Annotated in this window: 21 protein-coding genes; 2 read left to right on the top strand and 19 right to left on the bottom strand. The window is 34.3% G+C overall.

What is annotated here, in order from left to right; all coding sequences use genetic code 11:
* Positions 1–2: 2 nt before the first annotated feature.
* The 17 genes from AC3WTA_RS15910 to AC3WTA_RS15830 form a co-directional block, all read right to left on the bottom strand.
* Positions 3–575, bottom strand: coding sequence for a flagellar hook assembly protein FlgD (locus AC3WTA_RS15910; protein WP_001143481.1), 573 nt, complete (start codon positions 573–575; stop codon positions 3–5).
* A 3-nt stretch (positions 576–578) separates the two neighbouring features.
* A complete protein-coding gene (locus AC3WTA_RS15905) occupies positions 579–1,694 on the bottom strand; it encodes a flagellar hook-length control protein FliK (RefSeq protein WP_002096746.1) in 1,116 nt (371 codons plus the stop codon).
* 10 nt (positions 1,695–1,704) lie between these two features.
* A complete protein-coding gene (locus AC3WTA_RS15900; protein WP_492332929.1) occupies positions 1,705–2,115 on the bottom strand; it encodes a cytoplasmic protein in 411 nt (136 codons plus the stop codon).
* A 116-nt stretch (positions 2,116–2,231) separates the two neighbouring features.
* Entirely contained in the window at positions 2,232–3,536 is a 1,305-nt protein-coding gene (gene fliI / locus AC3WTA_RS15895; RefSeq protein ID WP_001080938.1) for a flagellar protein export ATPase FliI, read from the bottom strand.
* Positions 3,533–4,222 carry a FliH/SctL family protein gene (locus AC3WTA_RS15890; RefSeq protein WP_078183434.1) on the bottom strand — a complete coding sequence of 230 codons (690 nt, stop codon included), beginning with the start codon at positions 4,220–4,222 and terminating at the stop codon, positions 3,533–3,535. The genes fliI and AC3WTA_RS15890 overlap by 4 nt, the downstream gene beginning before the upstream one ends.
* On the bottom strand, positions 4,209–5,213 hold the full coding sequence (locus AC3WTA_RS15885; protein WP_000883360.1) for a flagellar motor switch protein FliG: 1,005 nt from the start codon (positions 5,211–5,213) through the stop codon (positions 4,209–4,211). The genes AC3WTA_RS15890 and AC3WTA_RS15885 overlap by 14 nt, the downstream gene beginning before the upstream one ends.
* A 13-nt stretch (positions 5,214–5,226) precedes the next feature.
* Positions 5,227–6,801, bottom strand: coding sequence for a flagellar M-ring protein FliF C-terminal domain-containing protein (locus AC3WTA_RS15880; RefSeq protein ID WP_000411359.1), 1,575 nt, complete (start codon positions 6,799–6,801; stop codon positions 5,227–5,229).
* 22 nt (positions 6,802–6,823) lie between these two features.
* Positions 6,824–7,123, bottom strand: coding sequence for a flagellar hook-basal body complex protein FliE (fliE, locus tag AC3WTA_RS15875; protein WP_000701682.1), 300 nt, complete (start codon positions 7,121–7,123; stop codon positions 6,824–6,826).
* A 16-nt stretch (positions 7,124–7,139) separates the two neighbouring features.
* Positions 7,140–7,553: a flagellar basal body rod protein FlgC gene (gene flgC, locus AC3WTA_RS15870; RefSeq protein ID WP_000484673.1), complete on the bottom strand. Its 414-nt coding sequence runs from the start codon at positions 7,551–7,553 to the stop codon at positions 7,140–7,142.
* A 20-nt stretch (positions 7,554–7,573) separates the two neighbouring features.
* Positions 7,574–7,981, bottom strand: coding sequence for a flagellar basal body rod protein FlgB (gene flgB / locus AC3WTA_RS15865; protein ID WP_001113102.1), 408 nt, complete (start codon positions 7,979–7,981; stop codon positions 7,574–7,576).
* Between the two features lie 368 nt (positions 7,982–8,349).
* Positions 8,350–8,622: a hypothetical protein gene (locus tag AC3WTA_RS15860; RefSeq protein WP_001058080.1), complete on the bottom strand. Its 273-nt coding sequence runs from the start codon at positions 8,620–8,622 to the stop codon at positions 8,350–8,352.
* Positions 8,612–8,980, bottom strand: coding sequence for a flagellar export chaperone FliS (locus AC3WTA_RS15855; RefSeq protein ID WP_001149518.1), 369 nt, complete (start codon positions 8,978–8,980; stop codon positions 8,612–8,614). The genes AC3WTA_RS15860 and AC3WTA_RS15855 overlap by 11 nt, the downstream gene beginning before the upstream one ends.
* 22 nt (positions 8,981–9,002) lie before the next feature.
* A complete protein-coding gene (locus AC3WTA_RS15850) occupies positions 9,003–10,391 on the bottom strand; it encodes a flagellar hook-associated protein 2 (protein WP_000929247.1) in 1,389 nt (462 codons plus the stop codon).
* 20 nt (positions 10,392–10,411) lie between these two features.
* Positions 10,412–11,275, bottom strand: coding sequence for a flagellar hook-associated protein 3 (locus AC3WTA_RS15845; protein ID WP_001266422.1), 864 nt, complete (start codon positions 11,273–11,275; stop codon positions 10,412–10,414).
* A 41-nt stretch (positions 11,276–11,316) separates the two neighbouring features.
* Complete coding sequence (gene flgK / locus AC3WTA_RS15840) at positions 11,317–12,615, bottom strand: flagellar hook-associated protein FlgK (protein WP_001239671.1); 1,299 nt, start codon at positions 12,613–12,615, stop codon at positions 11,317–11,319.
* A gap of 17 nt (positions 12,616–12,632) precedes the next feature.
* Positions 12,633–13,085, bottom strand: a complete 453-nt coding sequence (locus tag AC3WTA_RS15835; protein ID WP_000275871.1) for a hypothetical protein — start codon at positions 13,083–13,085, stop codon at positions 12,633–12,635.
* 16 nt (positions 13,086–13,101) lie between these two features.
* Positions 13,102–13,566: a YaaR family protein gene (locus AC3WTA_RS15830; protein WP_000946323.1), complete on the bottom strand. Its 465-nt coding sequence runs from the start codon at positions 13,564–13,566 to the stop codon at positions 13,102–13,104.
* Between the two features lie 143 nt (positions 13,567–13,709).
* On the opposite strand from AC3WTA_RS15830, the gene AC3WTA_RS15825 reads away from it, so the two are divergent.
* A complete protein-coding gene (locus AC3WTA_RS15825) occupies positions 13,710–14,207 on the top strand; it encodes a hypothetical protein (protein ID WP_001020117.1) in 498 nt (165 codons plus the stop codon).
* Positions 14,208–14,246: 39 nt separating this feature from the next.
* The gene (gene cheR, locus AC3WTA_RS15820; protein WP_000582889.1) at positions 14,247–15,029 is read left to right on the top strand and encodes a protein-glutamate O-methyltransferase CheR; all 783 of its coding nucleotides are present in this window, start codon (positions 14,247–14,249) and stop codon (positions 15,027–15,029) included.
* Between the two features lie 33 nt (positions 15,030–15,062).
* Here cheR and AC3WTA_RS15815 read toward each other — a convergent pair whose 3' ends face one another.
* Entirely contained in the window at positions 15,063–15,779 is a 717-nt protein-coding gene (locus tag AC3WTA_RS15815) for a hypothetical protein (RefSeq protein ID WP_000403983.1), read from the bottom strand.
* 27 nt (positions 15,780–15,806) lie between these two features.
* Complete coding sequence (locus AC3WTA_RS15810; protein WP_000800109.1) at positions 15,807–17,147, bottom strand: hypothetical protein; 1,341 nt, start codon at positions 17,145–17,147, stop codon at positions 15,807–15,809.
* Between the last annotated feature and the right edge of the window lie 19 nt (positions 17,148–17,166).

The raw sequence follows: 17,166 nt of genomic DNA, 5'->3' as shown, positions 1-17,166 counted from the left end.
TATTAATCTGGCTTAACCTCTTCATTTTTTTCTATATCATCTTTCTTCTCATCTTCCGGATTAGTTTCTGTTATCGGTTTATCAGAAACCCTTTCTATGAAACGAAGTGAGACAACTTGATTATCAACAATAAGTTGCACATCGTTATTTTCAGCAAGCCGAACTGTTTCCACTTGACCAGTCACTTGCTTTCCATTATTGCTTACACCTCTAACGTACTTTCCTAAAAACTTCATCCCTCCATCAAGAGCCGTCGAATACATCGTTGATTGCAGTTTATCTACTGCTTTCGTCATATTCTGTACTTGCTCCATAAGCGATAGCTGTGCTGTTTGGTTCATCATTTGGTTCATATCCATCGCATTAAACGGGTCTTGATGTTGAAAGCTTGCTAAAAAAAGTTTCAGGAAATCATCTTTATCCATAATACCGGGTGTTTTTTGAGTACTTGCTGATACTCCGTTTGCTTGTTGAGCTGTCGACTGTGCACCAGTAACAGATGCGTTTTTTGTTTGTGCTCCTGCTTGTAACGGAATATGATTTGTACTCGTTGTATTTAATCCAACTGTTGGCACACTTTATTCCTCCAATAATCCCGCAAATTCTTTTGCATGTTGTTTTTCATGTTTCGTACTTGCTAATTTTTGTTTTTGTCTTTGCTCTTGTTCTCGCTGTTCTTTTCGATTTTCATCTTTATCTGAATAGCTAATTTGAATATTGATTTCTTTTTCTTTTAACTTCAGTCTCAATTCATCAAAAATGATTTCAACACGTTTTTTCGCATCGTGTTTTTCCATTTCTACGTGAACATCAATTTGATCTCCATGTTTTTTCATAAACACCGTTAATGTACCAAGTTTTTCTGGATTTAACTGAAATAAAACACGCTCTTGTTTCACTACAAATTTTTGCAACGCTTCTACTTGTGCTTCCATTTTCTTTCCTAAGTCAGGTATCGTAACTTTCTCAGCGCCACTATTTGATTTTCCTATTTGATCCGTACCCGTTGCTTTATTTAGTAACTCCGCACCCGTTGAACTCGAATCGTTTAACACATCACCTTCCGGCAACTCTATCTTTACATCATCGCCCTCAGCTTTTGGAAGATCTACATCTAAGTCTTTGGAATCTTCTTGTTTTTTTGCGATATTACAAGTTTCTGTTTCTACAATTTTTAATGCTTGCATTGTTTGCTCTGGCATCGTCACTTTATCTAATACCATTTGCATTGTATCTTCTAAGCATATAGCATTTTTAATATTCATATTTGAAAGGAGCTCTTGTAACTGTTGTAATTCATTGGCGGGTAATTCGTTAAGTTTTATATTCCCATATTCTTTATATAGCTCTTGTATTTTTTGTATGTATTGATATAACAATTCCGGTTGCACACGTAATTGTTCAATTGCAACCATTTGCTCAGATACAGCTAATAACAACTGTTCTGTCTCTTTTTTTTCTTCTTTCTTTACAATTGGCTCTTCTTTCGTTACTGATTGTTTAGAAAGAATATATTCTTTTTTTTCTTCTTTTGGTGCTTCTTCTCGTTTCATTTTCTCCGTTTTCGGCTGCTTTTTATTTTCCATTCTCATCGTACGATCGAATGAAGAATCTTCACTTTTTGATTGTACTTCTAGCCCTTTTTCTTTTTGCGGAGGTAAACTTTGTTGCACCGGTAATACAGACTGTATCACTATATTCACCTCATCCATTCATACACATTTTCAAATCAAGAAGCATTTTTTCTTCCTGCTTTTCTCGTACTTTAGCAAACTTTCTACAATCTTCTTGATACATCTCATCAATGACACGTTCTTTTTCTTTTACCTGTTCTAAAAGGCTTTCATTTTTTCGAATAAAATCTTCCGTTTTTTTAATTTTCCGATTCCATTCTTCTATTCTTTCAGGTGAAAACGTATGTGACGAAAGCATGCCAGCCATTATACGCTGCCCAGTTTGTACGACTTTACTACGCGATTTTACTACATATAAATCATATTCTTTTTTTTGTTCTATTTTTCTTTTTTCACCTGTTAATTCATACACTTCTTTCAAAATCTGTTCTTTTTCTTGATTTATTTGCAATTTTATCGTGTCGTACTGCTGCTTATCCACCTGTTTTCATAGCCCCTTCCTATTATAACGTTCTCTTTTTCTATTATATAGTTTTTTTCCAAAAAAATCTGTGAAATATTAAAAAACAAAAAAATAAGACCTCTTGGGCAGAGGTCTTATACTGTATGGTGCATCGCTTCAACAATATCATCAAATTGGAAACTATCAGATCGACCTTGTTTTAAAAACGTATTTATACCTTCTACTTTGTTTTTACATTCAAAAATATAAGCATTTTCTGCATTTTCTTGAATCGTCCCTAATTTAAAATACAATTCATTTTCTTTATAAACAGATAAGATTTTTCTCATTTCATTTGCAAGTTGCCAATGAGTTGGCGAAACGATTTCTTCCATAATCCTACTCACTGAGTCTAGCACTGAAATAGCAGGGTAATGACTAAGTGTTGCAAGCTCACGTTTTAATACAATATGTCCATCTAAAATACCACGCGCTAAATCTGGTACAGGGCCGTTTAAATCGTCTCCATCAACGAGTACGGTATAAATACCTGTTATGGATCCCTTTTGTGTTTTCCCAGAGCGCTCTAACAGCTTCTTCATATAGCTTTCCATTAAGAGTGTTTTACCACCGATTGGCAACTCTTTAACGGCAATATCAACACTTCTACGCGCATCAGCAAAACGAGTAACAGAGTCCATCATAAGTAGTACGTTATTACCTTGATCACGGAAATATTCAGCAATAGACGTTGCAAGTTTCGCTGCACGAAGTTGCATTAGGTGACTTTCATCTGACGTCGCTACAACAACGACGCTTTTTCGCATTCCTTCTTCACCTAATTCTTTTCGAATAAAGTCTTTTACTTCTCGGCCACGTTCTCCTACTAAACTAATAACATTTATGTCAGCTTTTGCATTTTTCGCAATCATTCCGAGTAAAGTAGATTTACCAACACCAGACCCAGCGAAAATACCAATCTTTTGACCGATGCCAATTGTTAGCATAGAGTCAATTGATTTGATTCCCGTTTCAAATACATCGGTAATTTCTTCACGTTCAAATGCATGAATAGGCGGGGCATCTAGTTTTATTTTTTGTAATGGAATATTCTCTGCATCCTCATTTAGTACTTCGCCATTTGCACTTAACACTTTTCCAAGTAAATGATTCCCACGAGGTATGACAACATCTTCTGCAATTAGTGTAACGGAATCTCCGTAACATACTTTTTCTGTCTGTTCAAATGGAAGTAGCATATTGTTTTCTTTTTCAATCGCAATCACTTCACATAAAACATTATGTTCCCCAACGAAACAAACATCTCCAATTTTCGCTTTTGGCCCTTTCGCTACGAAAAGCTGCTCTTGCACACTATGAACTTTACCGACCTTCGTATAAAACGGCGTTTCAATAAATGTATTCCATTTTTGTTTTTCATTCATTAATAGTCGATTCATACATTTTGCTCCTCAAATAACTTCTCTTCTTCCCATTTCTGGCGAAGTTTCGCAAATATAGGTGCAAATTTAAATTCAAAGAACTCTTTCTCTTCTTCTAGAACAAATTCACCGAACTGTAAGGAGAAATCATATTTCCATTCTACTAATTGTAGTAACCAATACTCTTTCGTATTTTCCTTCTCTTCTTGAATACGTTCAAATGTTTCTGGATGTACTGTAATGATTAATTTTTCAAACGAAGTAGGCAACGTTTGAACGATACCAGTTAAAATAGGTAACACATCAAGCAATCGTGAATCTACTGCTTGATTCACGATTTTTTCTGCTAGATGAAAAGATTGATTCCATAATAACTCTGTCCATTCATATGCTGTTTCTTGTTGTTCTTTTTGAAACTGCATACGTGCTGCTTCCATCTGCTCCATTTGTTCATGAATATGCATTTGAAATTCTTCTTTATCTTGCAATAGCTGTTGACGCTCTCTTTCTAGCGTTTGCTGTTCTTGCCTTAGTTGATTCATTTCCATATGTAACGATTCTTGTTGCGCGCGAAGTTCTGCATGATCAACTTGTAATTCTTCCTCTTCTATATGAACTGCGGCTGGCTTTGGAAATTGTAATTCATACATTTCTTCAGAAAAAGAAACAGAATTCTTCGGAATTCTGTTTTTAAATAAGGACATCATCTTCACCTCTTTGAACGATAATTCTTCCTTCCTTCTCTAGCTTTTTCACTGTGCCTGTAATCGTTTGCTGTGCCTTTTCAGCATCCGTCATCTTAAGCGGTCCTAAGCCATCTAATTCTTCTAGAATCATCTCTTTACGGTTTGAAGACATACATGTAAATAATTTCTCTTTAATTTCTTCTTTTGCAATTTTAAGTGCTTTCGCAATAACACCGTTATCTGTAATTTCTTCTAATACACGACGAAGTGCAAGATCTTCAAGTCCGAGTAAGTCTTCAAATACAAACATGTTTTCTTTAATTTTCTCAGATAACTCATAATCCATTTCATCCAGCTTTTGAAAGACTGTTTTTTCAACACCTCGTGAAACATTATTTAAAATGTTTACTATTGTTTTCAAGCCATCCGTTTTATTAATTGCATTAAATGCCATATTATTTAATTTTGATTTTAATAAATCACCAATTTGATTTATTAATTCACCATCAACTTGCTCTAGCTTCGCAATCCCCATTACCGTTTCTACTCGCTTATGATCTGGTAATCTCTCAATTAATTGAGAAGCAAGCTGCGGTTTAATATAAGAAGCGATAATCGCAATCGTTTGTGGCGATTCATCATTAAGTACAGTAAGAAGCGGTTCTAAATCCGCAAGTGAATTTAAGAATTCAAACGGATTATCTTTGTTATACCAAAGATCTTCCAATAATTTTTCTAGTTCGTCTTCTGGCATATTTTTAAATATGCGACGAATATATTCTTTATCCGGAGTCACTAGGTTTAATTCTTTTACATTTAATTCATACAAGAACTCCCCTAGTACATTTTCTAACGTTTCCGGTTTATATACACGAAACTTCGCGATTTCACGAAGTAATACTTCTTTTTCCTCAGCCGTCATATATTCAATGACTTTTGCTGCCACCCCTTCTTCTAATGTACGAATAAGGATGGCAGCTTTTTCTTTGGAGGAGATTTCATCTAACATCGTTGTTCCTCCCTTACTGTCCATTTAACCATTTTTTAATTACTTTTGCAGTTCCTTCTACATGTTCTTTCGTAGCATCATGCACTTGTTCATCTAACGTTGGTTCTTTCGGTTCTTCTGGTTCTGGTTTTGGCTCTGGTACTATTTTTTCTTCAGGAATTTCCATAATACTTTCATTACTTGCAGCAATTTCCTCTTCTGCTAAGTATTCTTCATATTCCTCTTCTTCTTTCTTTCTCTTACGTCTTGCTAATAAGAACCATACTAGACCACCAATTGCTAATAAACCAGCTGGAATTCCACCGAATAACCACCAGTTTATACCGCTTTCTTCTGGTTCTTTCTTCTTCTCTTCTTTCGGCTGATCAAACTGAACAGTTACAATGTTAACTTGACCGTTTGTAAAGTTTCCATTCGGATCAGCTTGAAGGCCAGCAGCTGTGCCGATTGCTTCTTTGAAAGTAGTCATATCCATTTTTCGTTTTACTAACGTATCGTTGTCTACCCATACTACAACATTTGTTTTCGTTAATTCTGGGTGTTTCTTAATTGTTTCAACTGTTTTATCTATTTCATAGTTTTCAATTTTGTTACCATTTTTATTATCATAGACAATTTTACCATTTTGATTATTGTTCGTACCGTAGTTTGGCACTTCACCGTTCGCTGTAATACCAGCGCCTTGCTTCGTCTCTGCTCCTTCTTGTGCAGTAGAGCTTTCTTCTTGCTCTTGTTTACTACGAAGTACACCTTTATCACCATATTTTTCTGACTGGCGTGTAACTTCATCATAGTTTACAGATACTTTCGTATTCACTTTATATTCATTCGGTTTAAACATCGTCATTAATGTTGCGTCAATATCTTGCTTTAATTTACCTTCAATTTGATGTTGCATCTCTACTTCTTTTTCATAAGAAGAGGAACTAGTAGAATGCGCTTCATCTGCTCCTTTTGAGATAATACCTTTTTTGCTATCAATCACACTTACTTCTTCTGCTTTCACGCCAGGAACTGCAGCACTAATCATTTGCTGTATACCTGCAACTTGATCTGCCGTTAATAATTGGCCACGCTTCACTCCAACCGTAATCGCAGCTGTTCCTTTTGCTTTTTCTTCATCAAAAATTGTCTCTTTTTCAGGTAATGTAATTTGAACATTTGCCGTTTCAACTGTTGCAAAGTTTCTTACGATATCTTGCTCCAATTGCTTTTTCGTACCGACAATTTGCTTCATTTTTTTATCTTGCTCACTTGAACCGAGCGAGCTTTCTAATAAAATTTCCTCACCGCTTTTAGAATTAAACGGTAAGCCCATTCCATTCATTTCTTTTCGAACCCATGGAGCATCATTTTTTTGCACACGAATCGAACCATCGGCTGCTAATTGATAATCGACACCTAACTTCGATAATTCTGCTGTAATCTCTTGCTTATCTGTATCATTTAAATTTTGATATACAACAACATATTTATCTGGCAAGGTGAAGTATAAAAGTGCTCCTGTTACAATCGCTAAAAGCGCAGCACCGATTACTAACTTATGCCACGTTTTTAATGATTGGATAACATTTTTTATCTTTTCCATTTAAACACACCCGTCCACTTTCCTAAATTTGCATATTAATTAGTGACTTATAATTTTCGATAAGATTATCACGTACGAGAGCAGCCGTTTTCATTTGGGACTCTGCCTTCTTCTGCTGAATTAAAACGTCATGCGTTTCCCCTACCCCTTTAGTTAGTAAATCGTATACTGCTGTTTGCGCATTGTTTTGCGTTTGATTCATATCTTCCAATAAATCAATAAACTTTTTCCCCTCAACTACAGATGTTTGAGACGTTTTCGGTGCACCAATTGACTGAATTGCTCCAAATGGTTGCGTATTTAACATTGGTTGGATTTTCATATTACTATATTCCCCCTTATCCTCTGCCAATTTCTAAATCTTTATCAAGCATTTTTTTATTCGCATTTAATACACTTGTATTCGCTTCGTACATTTTTTGGGCAACCATTACATTCGTCATTTCAGCAGTCACATCAATATTTGGATAGCGTACATATCCTTCTTCATTTGCATGCGGATGTGTTGGATCATACACTAAGTTTTCAGTTTTATCTGCTTCAATACTTTTTATTTTTACTCCATTTGTAGGAGACCCATCTAACATATTTGCAAAACTATTGTTTGATTCTAGCACTACACTACGACGCTCATATAAATCCGCCCCCGGAGCAGCCGTTGTATTTGCATTTACAATATTGTTAGAAGTAACTTCCATCCACTTTCTCGCTGTCGTTAGCCCTGAGCCACTTGCATTAATTGCCTGAAACATCGTTGTCTCTCCTTCTACTTTTAACGTCCGCGTGCCGCTTGGTTAATTGCATATTGTGTATTAATCGCGTTAATTGAAATACCGTATAACTGATTTGCTTTCATTAAATCTAGCATTTCTGTCGTTACATCCACACTATTTCCATCTTTATTCGTTTGCATTGATTTTGTTTGCATCTTTGCATATGTATTTTTCGTATTCACTGTCGGTAAGTGCATTTCATTCGTTTGATATAAATTCGGATTACTCTTTAAGTCCGCAGCATTGTTCTTATATAATGCACTACTTTTATTCATTTGCTCAGCAAATGTTACATCTTGTGCTTTATAGCCGGGTGTATTCGCATTTGCAATATTACTAGAAACAGTATTTCGTTTCGTCACTAAATAATTCATATAATGGCCTACATCACTCACTAAATCTGGCATATTCCACACCCTTTCTTTTTTAACTTAATGATCCACTGATGGAAGTTTCACTTCATTATTTATTTTCTTATATGTGTTTATTAAAATATTAACAATCATGTACCCTTACATATTTTATTCCATTTTTCCATTGTTGTCTTTAGAAAAATACAAAAATATAAAAAAGAATACAAAAAAACTGTATACACGTAATAATCTATGAGATATTTCAATATATGATCTACAAACTAAAGCTCATTTTTACATTATTTAGATTACTACTATTTTTCATTACAGTCATAAAATGAAACCTCAATCAGCGGAATTCTTTATTTAAACAAAGTAATGGATCCCCTCCTAAAAGGGGAATCCGTTTCTAAACTCTATCATTAAAATTTACCGTAAAATGAATTAGCTTTCATGCGCCCATCATTTGTCATAATCATTTCTTCCAAAATCTTTTGCTTATCTCGAATATGCTGTGCCGCTTTAATAATAAATGGGCTTACTTCTGCTGCAACTTGCGCACGTGTTTCCTCATCCAATGTCATCATCCAGCGATTTAACATCTCACTCTTCTCAGCAAACTCTCCATCTGACACTTGCAATTCACCGATTTCATTAAAACAGCCGACAAACGTCCGATAAATATCATTGTTCATTTTCAAGTGCTCCGCGGTAACCATCTATTAAATCTTGTAACACTTTCACAATTGCATCCATGTCTTTGGCTTCACGTGTTACTTTCATCGTTTGAATTTGAATGCTAATCCAATCGTATAAGCCATATAAACTATCATATAAATCTTTCGTAATTTCAGGATTTAATTGAAGCTTTAATTCTTCAAAAATACGTTCTAACTTTTCAAGAAGTGCATCCCCTTCTTGTAGTTTAAAAGTATGTAAAAGCTCTTCTAAATTACGAAACTCTACAATACATCTTTCATAAATAAAAATTGTATTTTTAATCGGATTACTCGTCATAATATCATTTTGCATATAACGTTGCCATGCTTGCATACGATCACTTCCTTACCTTTCATTAATCATCACTTTTTTGTTTTGTCATTGCTTTAATTGTTTTTAATTGGCTATCAAGCGCCGCTAACGTACTCTCTAGCTTTTGATACTTCTTCACAATTTCATCTTGCTTTTGCAAGTTTTGCGTTTCAATATCTTTAATCTTTTTATCTAAATCACTTACACGTGAATCAATGTTTTTTACTCGTTCTCCAACTACACCTTTATCACCAAATAACTTATCAAGTGGCTCTTCCATCATTTTTCCTAAACCGTTAGAACTAAAGAAAAATTGCTTAGCTGCATCCGGTTTTTCTTTTAACGCTTTCGTTAATGCTTCGTCATTAACTTCCATCGTTCCATCTTGCTTTAATTGAATACCAAATGAGAATAAGTAATTGCCATCTTGTGAAAATGTTACAACATTGTTCATAGCTTGACGCACACTTTGCATAATAGCTTGTCCTTGGAAAGCCCCACCTTTTCCAGCAAAGATATCCACTGTAGAAACAGCTTTATTATAATCCGCAACCATCTTTTTAATAACATTTGATGCGTCTGTTACGTTCGAGTCATTTACTGTGAATTTTAGATCTATGCCTTTTGCTTTTGGTTCTGTTGTTGTACCTGCATCTGGTGTTCCTTCTACTTTCGGCTCAGTTACTTTCAATAATTCAATTTTCACACCTGGAAGTGTTTCAATTGTATTGCTCGGACTTGTACCATCAATACCATTAATAGTATATTTTGCATCCAACGCTTCATTAATAGTATTTAATTTCATTTCCGTTGTAGATTCCACTTTCGAATAAAATAATTCTGTAAGTACATTAGGCGGTGTCTTTTCTAATTTAATTTCATTCGTTGCCCCTTCATTTTTCGAGGTCATGAAAATTTTATTTCCAAGTGTATAAGCTGATACACCATAATCTCCATCATTAATTTTGTTAATTAAATCTTTATATGTCATATCAGTTGTTACTTTTAGTTCTTTATCACCTAGTTTTAATGTTTCATCTTTAGGAAGCTTTGCATTTATATCTTTAATTTCATTTGAAGCTATTTGATGACGCTGTGCAAGTTGTGTAATTGTCATATTGAAAGTGCCAGCAATCGCACCACCATCAGCTTTTACGTTAATATAACCGTCCTGTGATGTTGTTACCTTTTTCTCATTTCCTTTAAAAGCCGCTAAGTTTTTAAAAGTTTGCGTGAAAGAGCTAAATTCTGATTTTAAACTTGTATATAATAGTTTATCTTGTGAAAGTTGGTTCTTTTCATTAGCATACGGGGTCTTTCTCATTTCTAACGCTTGCATTTCTAATTCAACGAAGTTAGAAGTATCGATCATATTATTTCCGAGGTTCCATATTTGTTGTCTACCACCGATACCCGTTAATGTTCCTGCCATAATTTCTCACTCCTTATAGATTACATGTAGTCTAAAATACTCGTTTTACTCATCGTACTAACTGCTTTAAGCGTTGCCTCATACGTTGCGTTTATATAAGCTAAATCAGAAATTGCTACCGCTAAGTCCACATCTTCAATGTCTTTACGGTTTTCTTGAAGTGCTAAGTTTTGCTCGCTTAAAATTGTTTTGAACGTCTCCATTGTGTTCATTGTCGAACCAACTTCAGTTGTACGATTAATGATGCCATCTAAATTTTTCTTATTTTCTCCTAATAAAGGCTGTAATGCTTTTTGGTCACCTTTTTGCATCGCTTCACTCATCTGTTTTAACGTTTTTATAACAGGGGATAATAGCGCTTCACCGTTACGAAATGCTTTTAATTCATAACCGTCATTTAGTTGCCAGTTCACATCATTTTGTCCACCTTGATACGTACCATCTTCTGTAAATGGTGGTTTCTCTGTACTATCACCACCGAAAATATAACGACCTTGCTCTTTCGTATTTGCTAAATATACAACTTGTTTTAAAATTTGATCAATCTCTGCACCGATGGCTTTCAATTCTTTTTCACCATTTTGCTCACTTAATGCCTGCAACGTTAATTGATCTGCTCTTGTTAAAGATTTAAAAACACCTTGTAAAGTATTTTCAGTTTGTGTTAATACATTTTTCGAATCCGCTAAATCTTTTTGCATTTGTTCAATATTCGCCAATGAATGTTGAATCGCAAATGATTTACTTGCCGCAAGTGGATCTTCACTCATAAAAAGGTTTTTCTTCCCTGAAGTTACTTGATTTCGGTGGTATTGTTGTTGCACATTCAAATCCATTAACTGATTCTTTGCCCAGCTTGCATTTTGAAATGTAGATACTCTCATTTCTATCTCCTCCTTATATATTTCCAATCAATTACTATCACTTATCGAATAATCGAAAATAGACTATCAAACACTTCATTCATCGTAGTAATAGCTTTAGAGTTTGCAACGAAATATTTTTGGAAGGCCATTAAATTAACCATTTCCTCTTCCATATTAACGCCTTCAACACCCATTTTTTCTTGCTGAATCCCCTCTAATAAATCCCCATGAATTTTTTGATAAGCATTCACTGCACTTTTATCAGATGCAACACCAACTACGAATTGGTCTAATGCTTGTTTATAAGAAAGACCTTCTTTATACTTTCCATCTGTAATTGCTGCTAGTTTATTTGCTGTTTCAGCTGATATTTTCATTTTCGAAACATCTTTTGCAAATTCAGGGTTTAATTTCATATCTTTCGCTTGATCTCCAACGAAGAACTCTTTCCCCATTACTGTGTTCACTTCATTCTTTACAGAACTCATTAGTTCTTCAAGGTTTTTCTTATAACTAGCAATCTTCGCTTTCGTATCGATCGCTGATTGAATTGCTCCACTAGTTAAAGGAATTTCCGAACCGTAAATTTCAGCAGTCATTGGTTCTTTTTCTTTATTTAATTGAAGTGGATATGTATCTTGTCCATTTACTGTTAAAACACCATTCATTCTAACACTCGCGATATTAGGATTCATAGATTCATAAGACACTTCTATATTTGCATACTTAGACATTTCTGTAATGATACGATCACGTTCATCCAAAAGTTGATTTGGCACTTGTGTACCTGCTTGTCCAATTTTTTTATTCGCTTCCGCTAAGCTGCCAGCAAGACGATTAAATTCATTGACATGCGCTTCAATATCTTCTCTCGTTTGTGCTTCTGCTGTATCTAAGCCTTTCGCTAGACGATTTACTTGGCTTGTAAACTTCCCAGTTTCAGCAATTAATGTGTCATAGTAATTTGGTTGTTCTGGATTTTTTGCAACTTCACGAAAGGCATTAAAGAAGCCATCCATTAAACTAGATAATGAATTCTTTCCTGTCGTTCCAACCATAGATTCTACACGTGATAAAGTCGAATTCATGTAGTTATAGTAAGAGAGTTGAGATAATTGATCGTTAAACTGTTTCGTCTTTACTTCATCTGTAATACGGTCAACGCCTAACGTTTGTACACCGTAACCTATTTTTTGTTCTGGTGAATAGCCCTGACTTGCTCCAGCCGATCCGTAATTCACCATTTGACGCACATAACCAGGCGTATGAATGTTAGATAAATTTTGTTTCGTCGTTTGTAATCCCATTTGTGCCGCTAACAAACCCGATAACGGCGTATTATAATCAGATAGTCTCATAATGTTTCACTTCCCCTTTACAATAGTTCGTTCATAAAGATTTGTGAATTATTGTTTCGCTCTAAATTATATTCAGAAACGGAATCCACAATACTTTCTGTAGTTTTTAATAGTACGTTTAAGTAATATTGATTTTTCAAAAGAATCATTTTTACATTCTCTTCTAATTCAGTTATATTTTTTTGTAATTTTTCCATTTTTTCAATTTCTTCATGAGAAAAATACGAAAATAACGCACTTACGCGAAATGATTCCACGCCCTGTTCTTTACAAAACTGAACAACTATTTCTTCAAATGAACTTGATAACTTTTTTAAACCATCAATGTACTGCAATTGCTCTACTTGTAACTTTTGAACTGCATTTACATTTTTATGTTTTAAATTCTCATATATTTGTTCCCCAAGCGCTTGAATGTTTTCATATGCTTTTTGAATAATAACGAGCTTTTCATATAATTGTATGTACATATAGCTTCCTTCCCTTTTACAAGACTAAATTTACAATTAAACCGTGGATTTCTCCAATCTGATTTAACATTTCTAAATGTCCCGTCTTCGTATTAATTAAATTCATAACATCTTCTAACTCATTTAATCCCATTTCCGCTTGTTTCACAATCGTCATTTTCTGTGAATATCCGTAACGCGGATGACGAGACATGACATCTTTATATTGCAATACATTATCTACGTAAAAATTCAAAAATGATTTTACTGTATTTTTGTATTCCATTACATTATCAAGCGTTAATTCCATTTCAATTTTCTCTTTAATTTCTCCAATGTTATCGACAAATGCTTCCATTTGTTCTAACAATTTATCCTTTTTCGGATCTGCATGCAAATTATCCGAAAATGCAAGTCCTGTCCTGACATTTGCTTCTTTCGGCATTTGAGTAGCAGGCGGTATATGCGATAAAATCGGATTATGTGAGATCGAACGCAGCATATATATCACCTATTTATTTTTTTATTTCTTCCTAAACTTAATCGTAAAATCCAGTTATTTATAATTATACTCTGAACACTAATATTTTGCAGTTATTTTTTATAAAAGATATGTTACAATTTAGCATGAGGTGGCACAAATCTATGAATATTTTTCTTTGTGGTTCAAATCAATTAACAGCATTAGATCAAGAAGAAATAAAAAAATTTTTAACTGACTATGCTCACAAACATAAAATTTACATATTATGTTATAAAACTATCGAAAATGAGATTCTTCGCTTTTTCATCGAAAACGAAAGACTCGCTCAAAATTTATGCCTTTACACGCTACAACCGTTACAAGCATTAACAGATGAATTTCAAGAGGTCGTTGATTACTTAAAAAAACACGGAGCCGAGTATGTCGCTTTTGATCATCCTTCCGACTCCATTTACCGATCAGATTATATGTTTTTTGTAAAACAAATAATCGAAGATACCGATTTAGTTCTCTGTTTTTATAATGGGGACAAGCATACTTCTGTCATTCCCGTTGACGTTGCAAAAGAAGCAGGAATTGATGCTGTTATTTATGATTTACCAGGTTTACATGAAAAACAGATGAAAAAAAACTTTGAACAAAAAATCCGTATGATGTAAAGGGGGAGGCACAATATCGTTATTGTGCCTATTATAAATATGATAATTGAACAAGATTATGATCATTTTATCGCAAGTTTTAAACAACAATTCAATATGGATATCGCTTCATATAAACAAGATAGAATGCGTCGTAGAATCGATGCTTTTATTTCGAGAAAGGGCTTTGAGAACTACACTAGTTTTCTAAGCAATTTACGTACCGATCAAAATTTATTTTTAAGTTTTATTGATTATATTACAATTAACGTTTCAGAATTTTTCAGAAATAAAGAACGTTGGCAAACGTTAGAGACGAAAGCACTACCAAAATTACTTGAACAAAATAACGGAAAATTAAAAGTATGGAGTGCCGCTTGCGCTGCCGGTGAAGAACCATATACCCTCTCTTTGATTTTATCGAAGCATCTAGCTCCATTTCGTTTTGATATACAAGCAACAGATCTTGATTTTCACATTTTAGAAACTGCAAAACGCGGTCAATATACAGAACGTTCTTTAAAAGAATTACCTATTGATTTGAAAGAGCGTCATTTTACAAAAGAGAATGATATATATTCATTACATCAAAACATTAAGCAAAACGTCACGTTCAAACAGCACGACCTTTTAATGCAGTCATTCGATACAAATTACGACTTAATCATTTGTCGTAATGTAATGATTTACTTTACAGAAGAAGCAAGAGTAAAACTTTATGAAAAATTTAGTCGTGCTTTACGCAAAGGTGGCGTATTATTTGTTGGTAGTACCGAACAAATTTTAACACCTGAACGTTATAATCTTCAGAGATTTGATACATTCTTCTACGAAAAAATATAAAAGAGGTCGTCACAATGTAAAGTGACGACCTTTTTATATAACTCGAATTAAAATAATAGCAACAATCCATACAAAGAGAAAAAGAAATGTCATAGACCATTTATGTTCTTGCATCGTTTGTTTCAGGGCCTGTGATAATTGTGTCATATTCATTTCTGCGAGCGCTCTCCATACACTTACATCCCGCTCTTTAGCAGTGCGATCTGTAACGCTAATTAAAATAGTTTCGTTAGACAATTTCGTTATGTAAGCAGTAATAACCGTTACCATTAAATTTATATTTCCTTCTGAAGAATCACTTTCCACTCTAGAAATGAGTGCACTTACATCTAATAACGGAATATGTACCTTTCTACCAAATGATAGTTGTACTTCTGCGAAATCATACGTTCCATCTAACAAAGGAAGTTCTTTTATATGCGCCTGCTTAACAAGCCCTTGTAAACTTCTCATTACTTGTTCAAATACTTTTTCTGTTTGCTTCCCTTCTCCAGATAACGTATGCAACTTTTTAAAGAGTTGTAACACTGTATCCATCTCTTTAGAAAGCATTTCCTTCATAACCTTTCCATCACCTAAACTCGCGAGTAAAATGCCTATTTCATTATTTTTCGAAATAATTTTAGACTGTCCAGTAAACACTAGATTACTATGCTTTCGTTCTTTCTGGATTTCATGTTCCGAAATAGCTGCAGGCTGTTTTAATGGTTGTAGCGTCTTATTTTCAATTGTCGTACGTTTAATCTCCATCTAAGCGCCTCCACTACTATGAAATTATTAGCCCCATTCTTTATTACTTTTTAAAACTAAGAACAGTACGAATAAACCAGACATAATAGCAAATACATTAGAAGCTTGTATTCCCTGTTCACTTTTTGCTTCTTTCTTATCTTCTGGCTCTTCTTTTTTCTCTTTCTTTTTCGAAATGACTTGATTGTTATTATCTTTATCTTTTTGAGCCTTCGCTTTATTTACTTCCTTGTTGTCTGTGAGAGGCTCTTTTATAACATAAGTAATTTTTTCTTTCTCTTTCAATGGTTCTTTTATAAGATCGTTTACTTTCTCTTCTTTTTTCGGAATTTGAACAACTGGCGGTTTTTCTTCTGGACGCGGGATTTCTACTTTCGAGTCTTCCTGCTTCTCAGTTTCTTTCTTATCTTCTACTTTATCTTCATTCTCTCGTTCTTCTATCTTTTTATCATCTTCTGGTTTTTGCTCCAAAATAGAAACGATATACTCACTTTCCTCAACCAGTTTATTGCCGGCCGCATCCACTATCTCTACAAGTATTTCGTACGTCCCGATTGGCAACGCATCCGTTATTTCAAATACTTTTTGCCAATCCATGTCGCGCTTATTGTAATCTAATAAAAATGTAATCTCTTTATTTTCTTTCCCTTTTAATGTAACACGAACCTCTTTCACAACTGATTCTACGTCTGTCGCCTTCACTCGCACACGTATAGAATCGCCTTGTTTCCGTTCAATTAGCTTCTCTTTCGCCTCGTCAACAGTAACTTTATGCAACTTCGGCAGTTCTTTATCTATTGTTGGCATGTCATTATTTATATGAATAAATGGGACTTTCACTTCATTTTCTATAAGCTCTTCTTTCTCAGTTTCTTTAGAACTTTGAATGAGCTGAAGATTCCAATCACCTTGCAAATCAAAAGTTTCGACCTTGTAGTTAGCAATCCATCGCTTCGTTTCCTCTTCATACTTAAACGATAGCATTCTTTCTTGTTCATACTGATCGCCGTTTTTTGGCAAGCGCAAAATACCTTTTATACTTTGAACATTTTGCTCTTTCGGCTCTACAATAACCCGCACTTCTTCGCCAACTTTTAATTCCGACTTATTTACTGTAATAACCCCTTGATCCGTCTCTATCTTTTTTTCGACCTCTTGTTCATTTGCTACTTCTTGTTGTTCCTCTTTACCTTGATTCACTTCCACTTGCTCTGGCTGCTCTTGAACTTCTTTGTTTTCTTCTTGTACATTCATTTCATTTAGTTTTTGATCTGGCTCAATTTGTTCTTCCGCCTGACTTTGCAGTGGGAAGAACAGACACACATTTATGAATAACCAGCTCATTAGAAAAAACTTTACGTTTTTCATCTACTAGCTCAAACTCCTA

Source organism: Bacillus sp. EB106-07-01-XG149 (assembly GCF_058791555.1).
This window is presented reverse-complemented; position numbering and strand designations above follow the sequence as displayed.

Excerpts from the sequence above, each read along its gene's own strand:
- fliI (WP_001080938.1), bottom strand. The coding sequence starts at position 3,536 with ATGAATCGACTATTAATGAATGAAAAACAAAAATGGAATACATTTATT.
- AC3WTA_RS15890 (WP_078183434.1), bottom strand. The coding sequence starts at position 4,222 with ATGTCCTTATTTAAAAACAGAATTCCGAAGAATTCTGTTTCTTTTTCT.
- AC3WTA_RS15885 (WP_000883360.1), bottom strand. The coding sequence starts at position 5,213 with ATGTTAGATGAAATCTCCTCCAAAGAAAAAGCTGCCATCCTTATTCGT.
- AC3WTA_RS15880 (WP_000411359.1), bottom strand. The coding sequence starts at position 6,801 with ATGGAAAAGATAAAAAATGTTATCCAATCATTAAAAACGTGGCATAAG.
- fliE (WP_000701682.1), bottom strand. The coding sequence starts at position 7,123 with ATGAAAATCCAACCAATGTTAAATACGCAACCATTTGGAGCAATTCAG.
- flgC (WP_000484673.1), bottom strand. The coding sequence starts at position 7,553 with ATGTTTCAGGCAATTAATGCAAGTGGCTCAGGGCTAACGACAGCGAGA.
- flgB (WP_001113102.1), bottom strand. The coding sequence starts at position 7,981 with ATGCCAGATTTAGTGAGTGATGTAGGCCATTATATGAATTATTTAGTG.
- AC3WTA_RS15860 (WP_001058080.1), bottom strand. The coding sequence starts at position 8,622 with ATGAACAATGATATTTATCGGACGTTTGTCGGCTGTTTTAATGAAATC.
- AC3WTA_RS15855 (WP_001149518.1), bottom strand. The coding sequence starts at position 8,980 with ATGCAAGCATGGCAACGTTATATGCAAAATGATATTATGACGAGTAAT.
- AC3WTA_RS15850 (WP_000929247.1), bottom strand. The coding sequence starts at position 10,391 with ATGGCAGGAACATTAACGGGTATCGGTGGTAGACAACAAATATGGAAC.
- AC3WTA_RS15845 (WP_001266422.1), bottom strand. The coding sequence starts at position 11,275 with ATGAGAGTATCTACATTTCAAAATGCAAGCTGGGCAAAGAATCAGTTA.
- flgK (WP_001239671.1), bottom strand. The coding sequence starts at position 12,615 with ATGAGACTATCTGATTATAATACGCCGTTATCGGGTTTGTTAGCGGCA.
- AC3WTA_RS15835 (WP_000275871.1), bottom strand. The coding sequence starts at position 13,085 with ATGTACATACAATTATATGAAAAGCTCGTTATTATTCAAAAAGCATAT.
- AC3WTA_RS15830 (WP_000946323.1), bottom strand. The coding sequence starts at position 13,566 with ATGCTGCGTTCGATCTCACATAATCCGATTTTATCGCATATACCGCCT.
- AC3WTA_RS15825 (WP_001020117.1), top strand. The coding sequence starts at position 13,710 with ATGAATATTTTTCTTTGTGGTTCAAATCAATTAACAGCATTAGATCAA.
- cheR (WP_000582889.1), top strand. The coding sequence starts at position 14,247 with ATGATAATTGAACAAGATTATGATCATTTTATCGCAAGTTTTAAACAA.
- AC3WTA_RS15815 (WP_000403983.1), bottom strand. The coding sequence starts at position 15,779 with ATGGAGATTAAACGTACGACAATTGAAAATAAGACGCTACAACCATTA.
- AC3WTA_RS15810 (WP_000800109.1), bottom strand. The coding sequence starts at position 17,147 with ATGAAAAACGTAAAGTTTTTTCTAATGAGCTGGTTATTCATAAATGTG.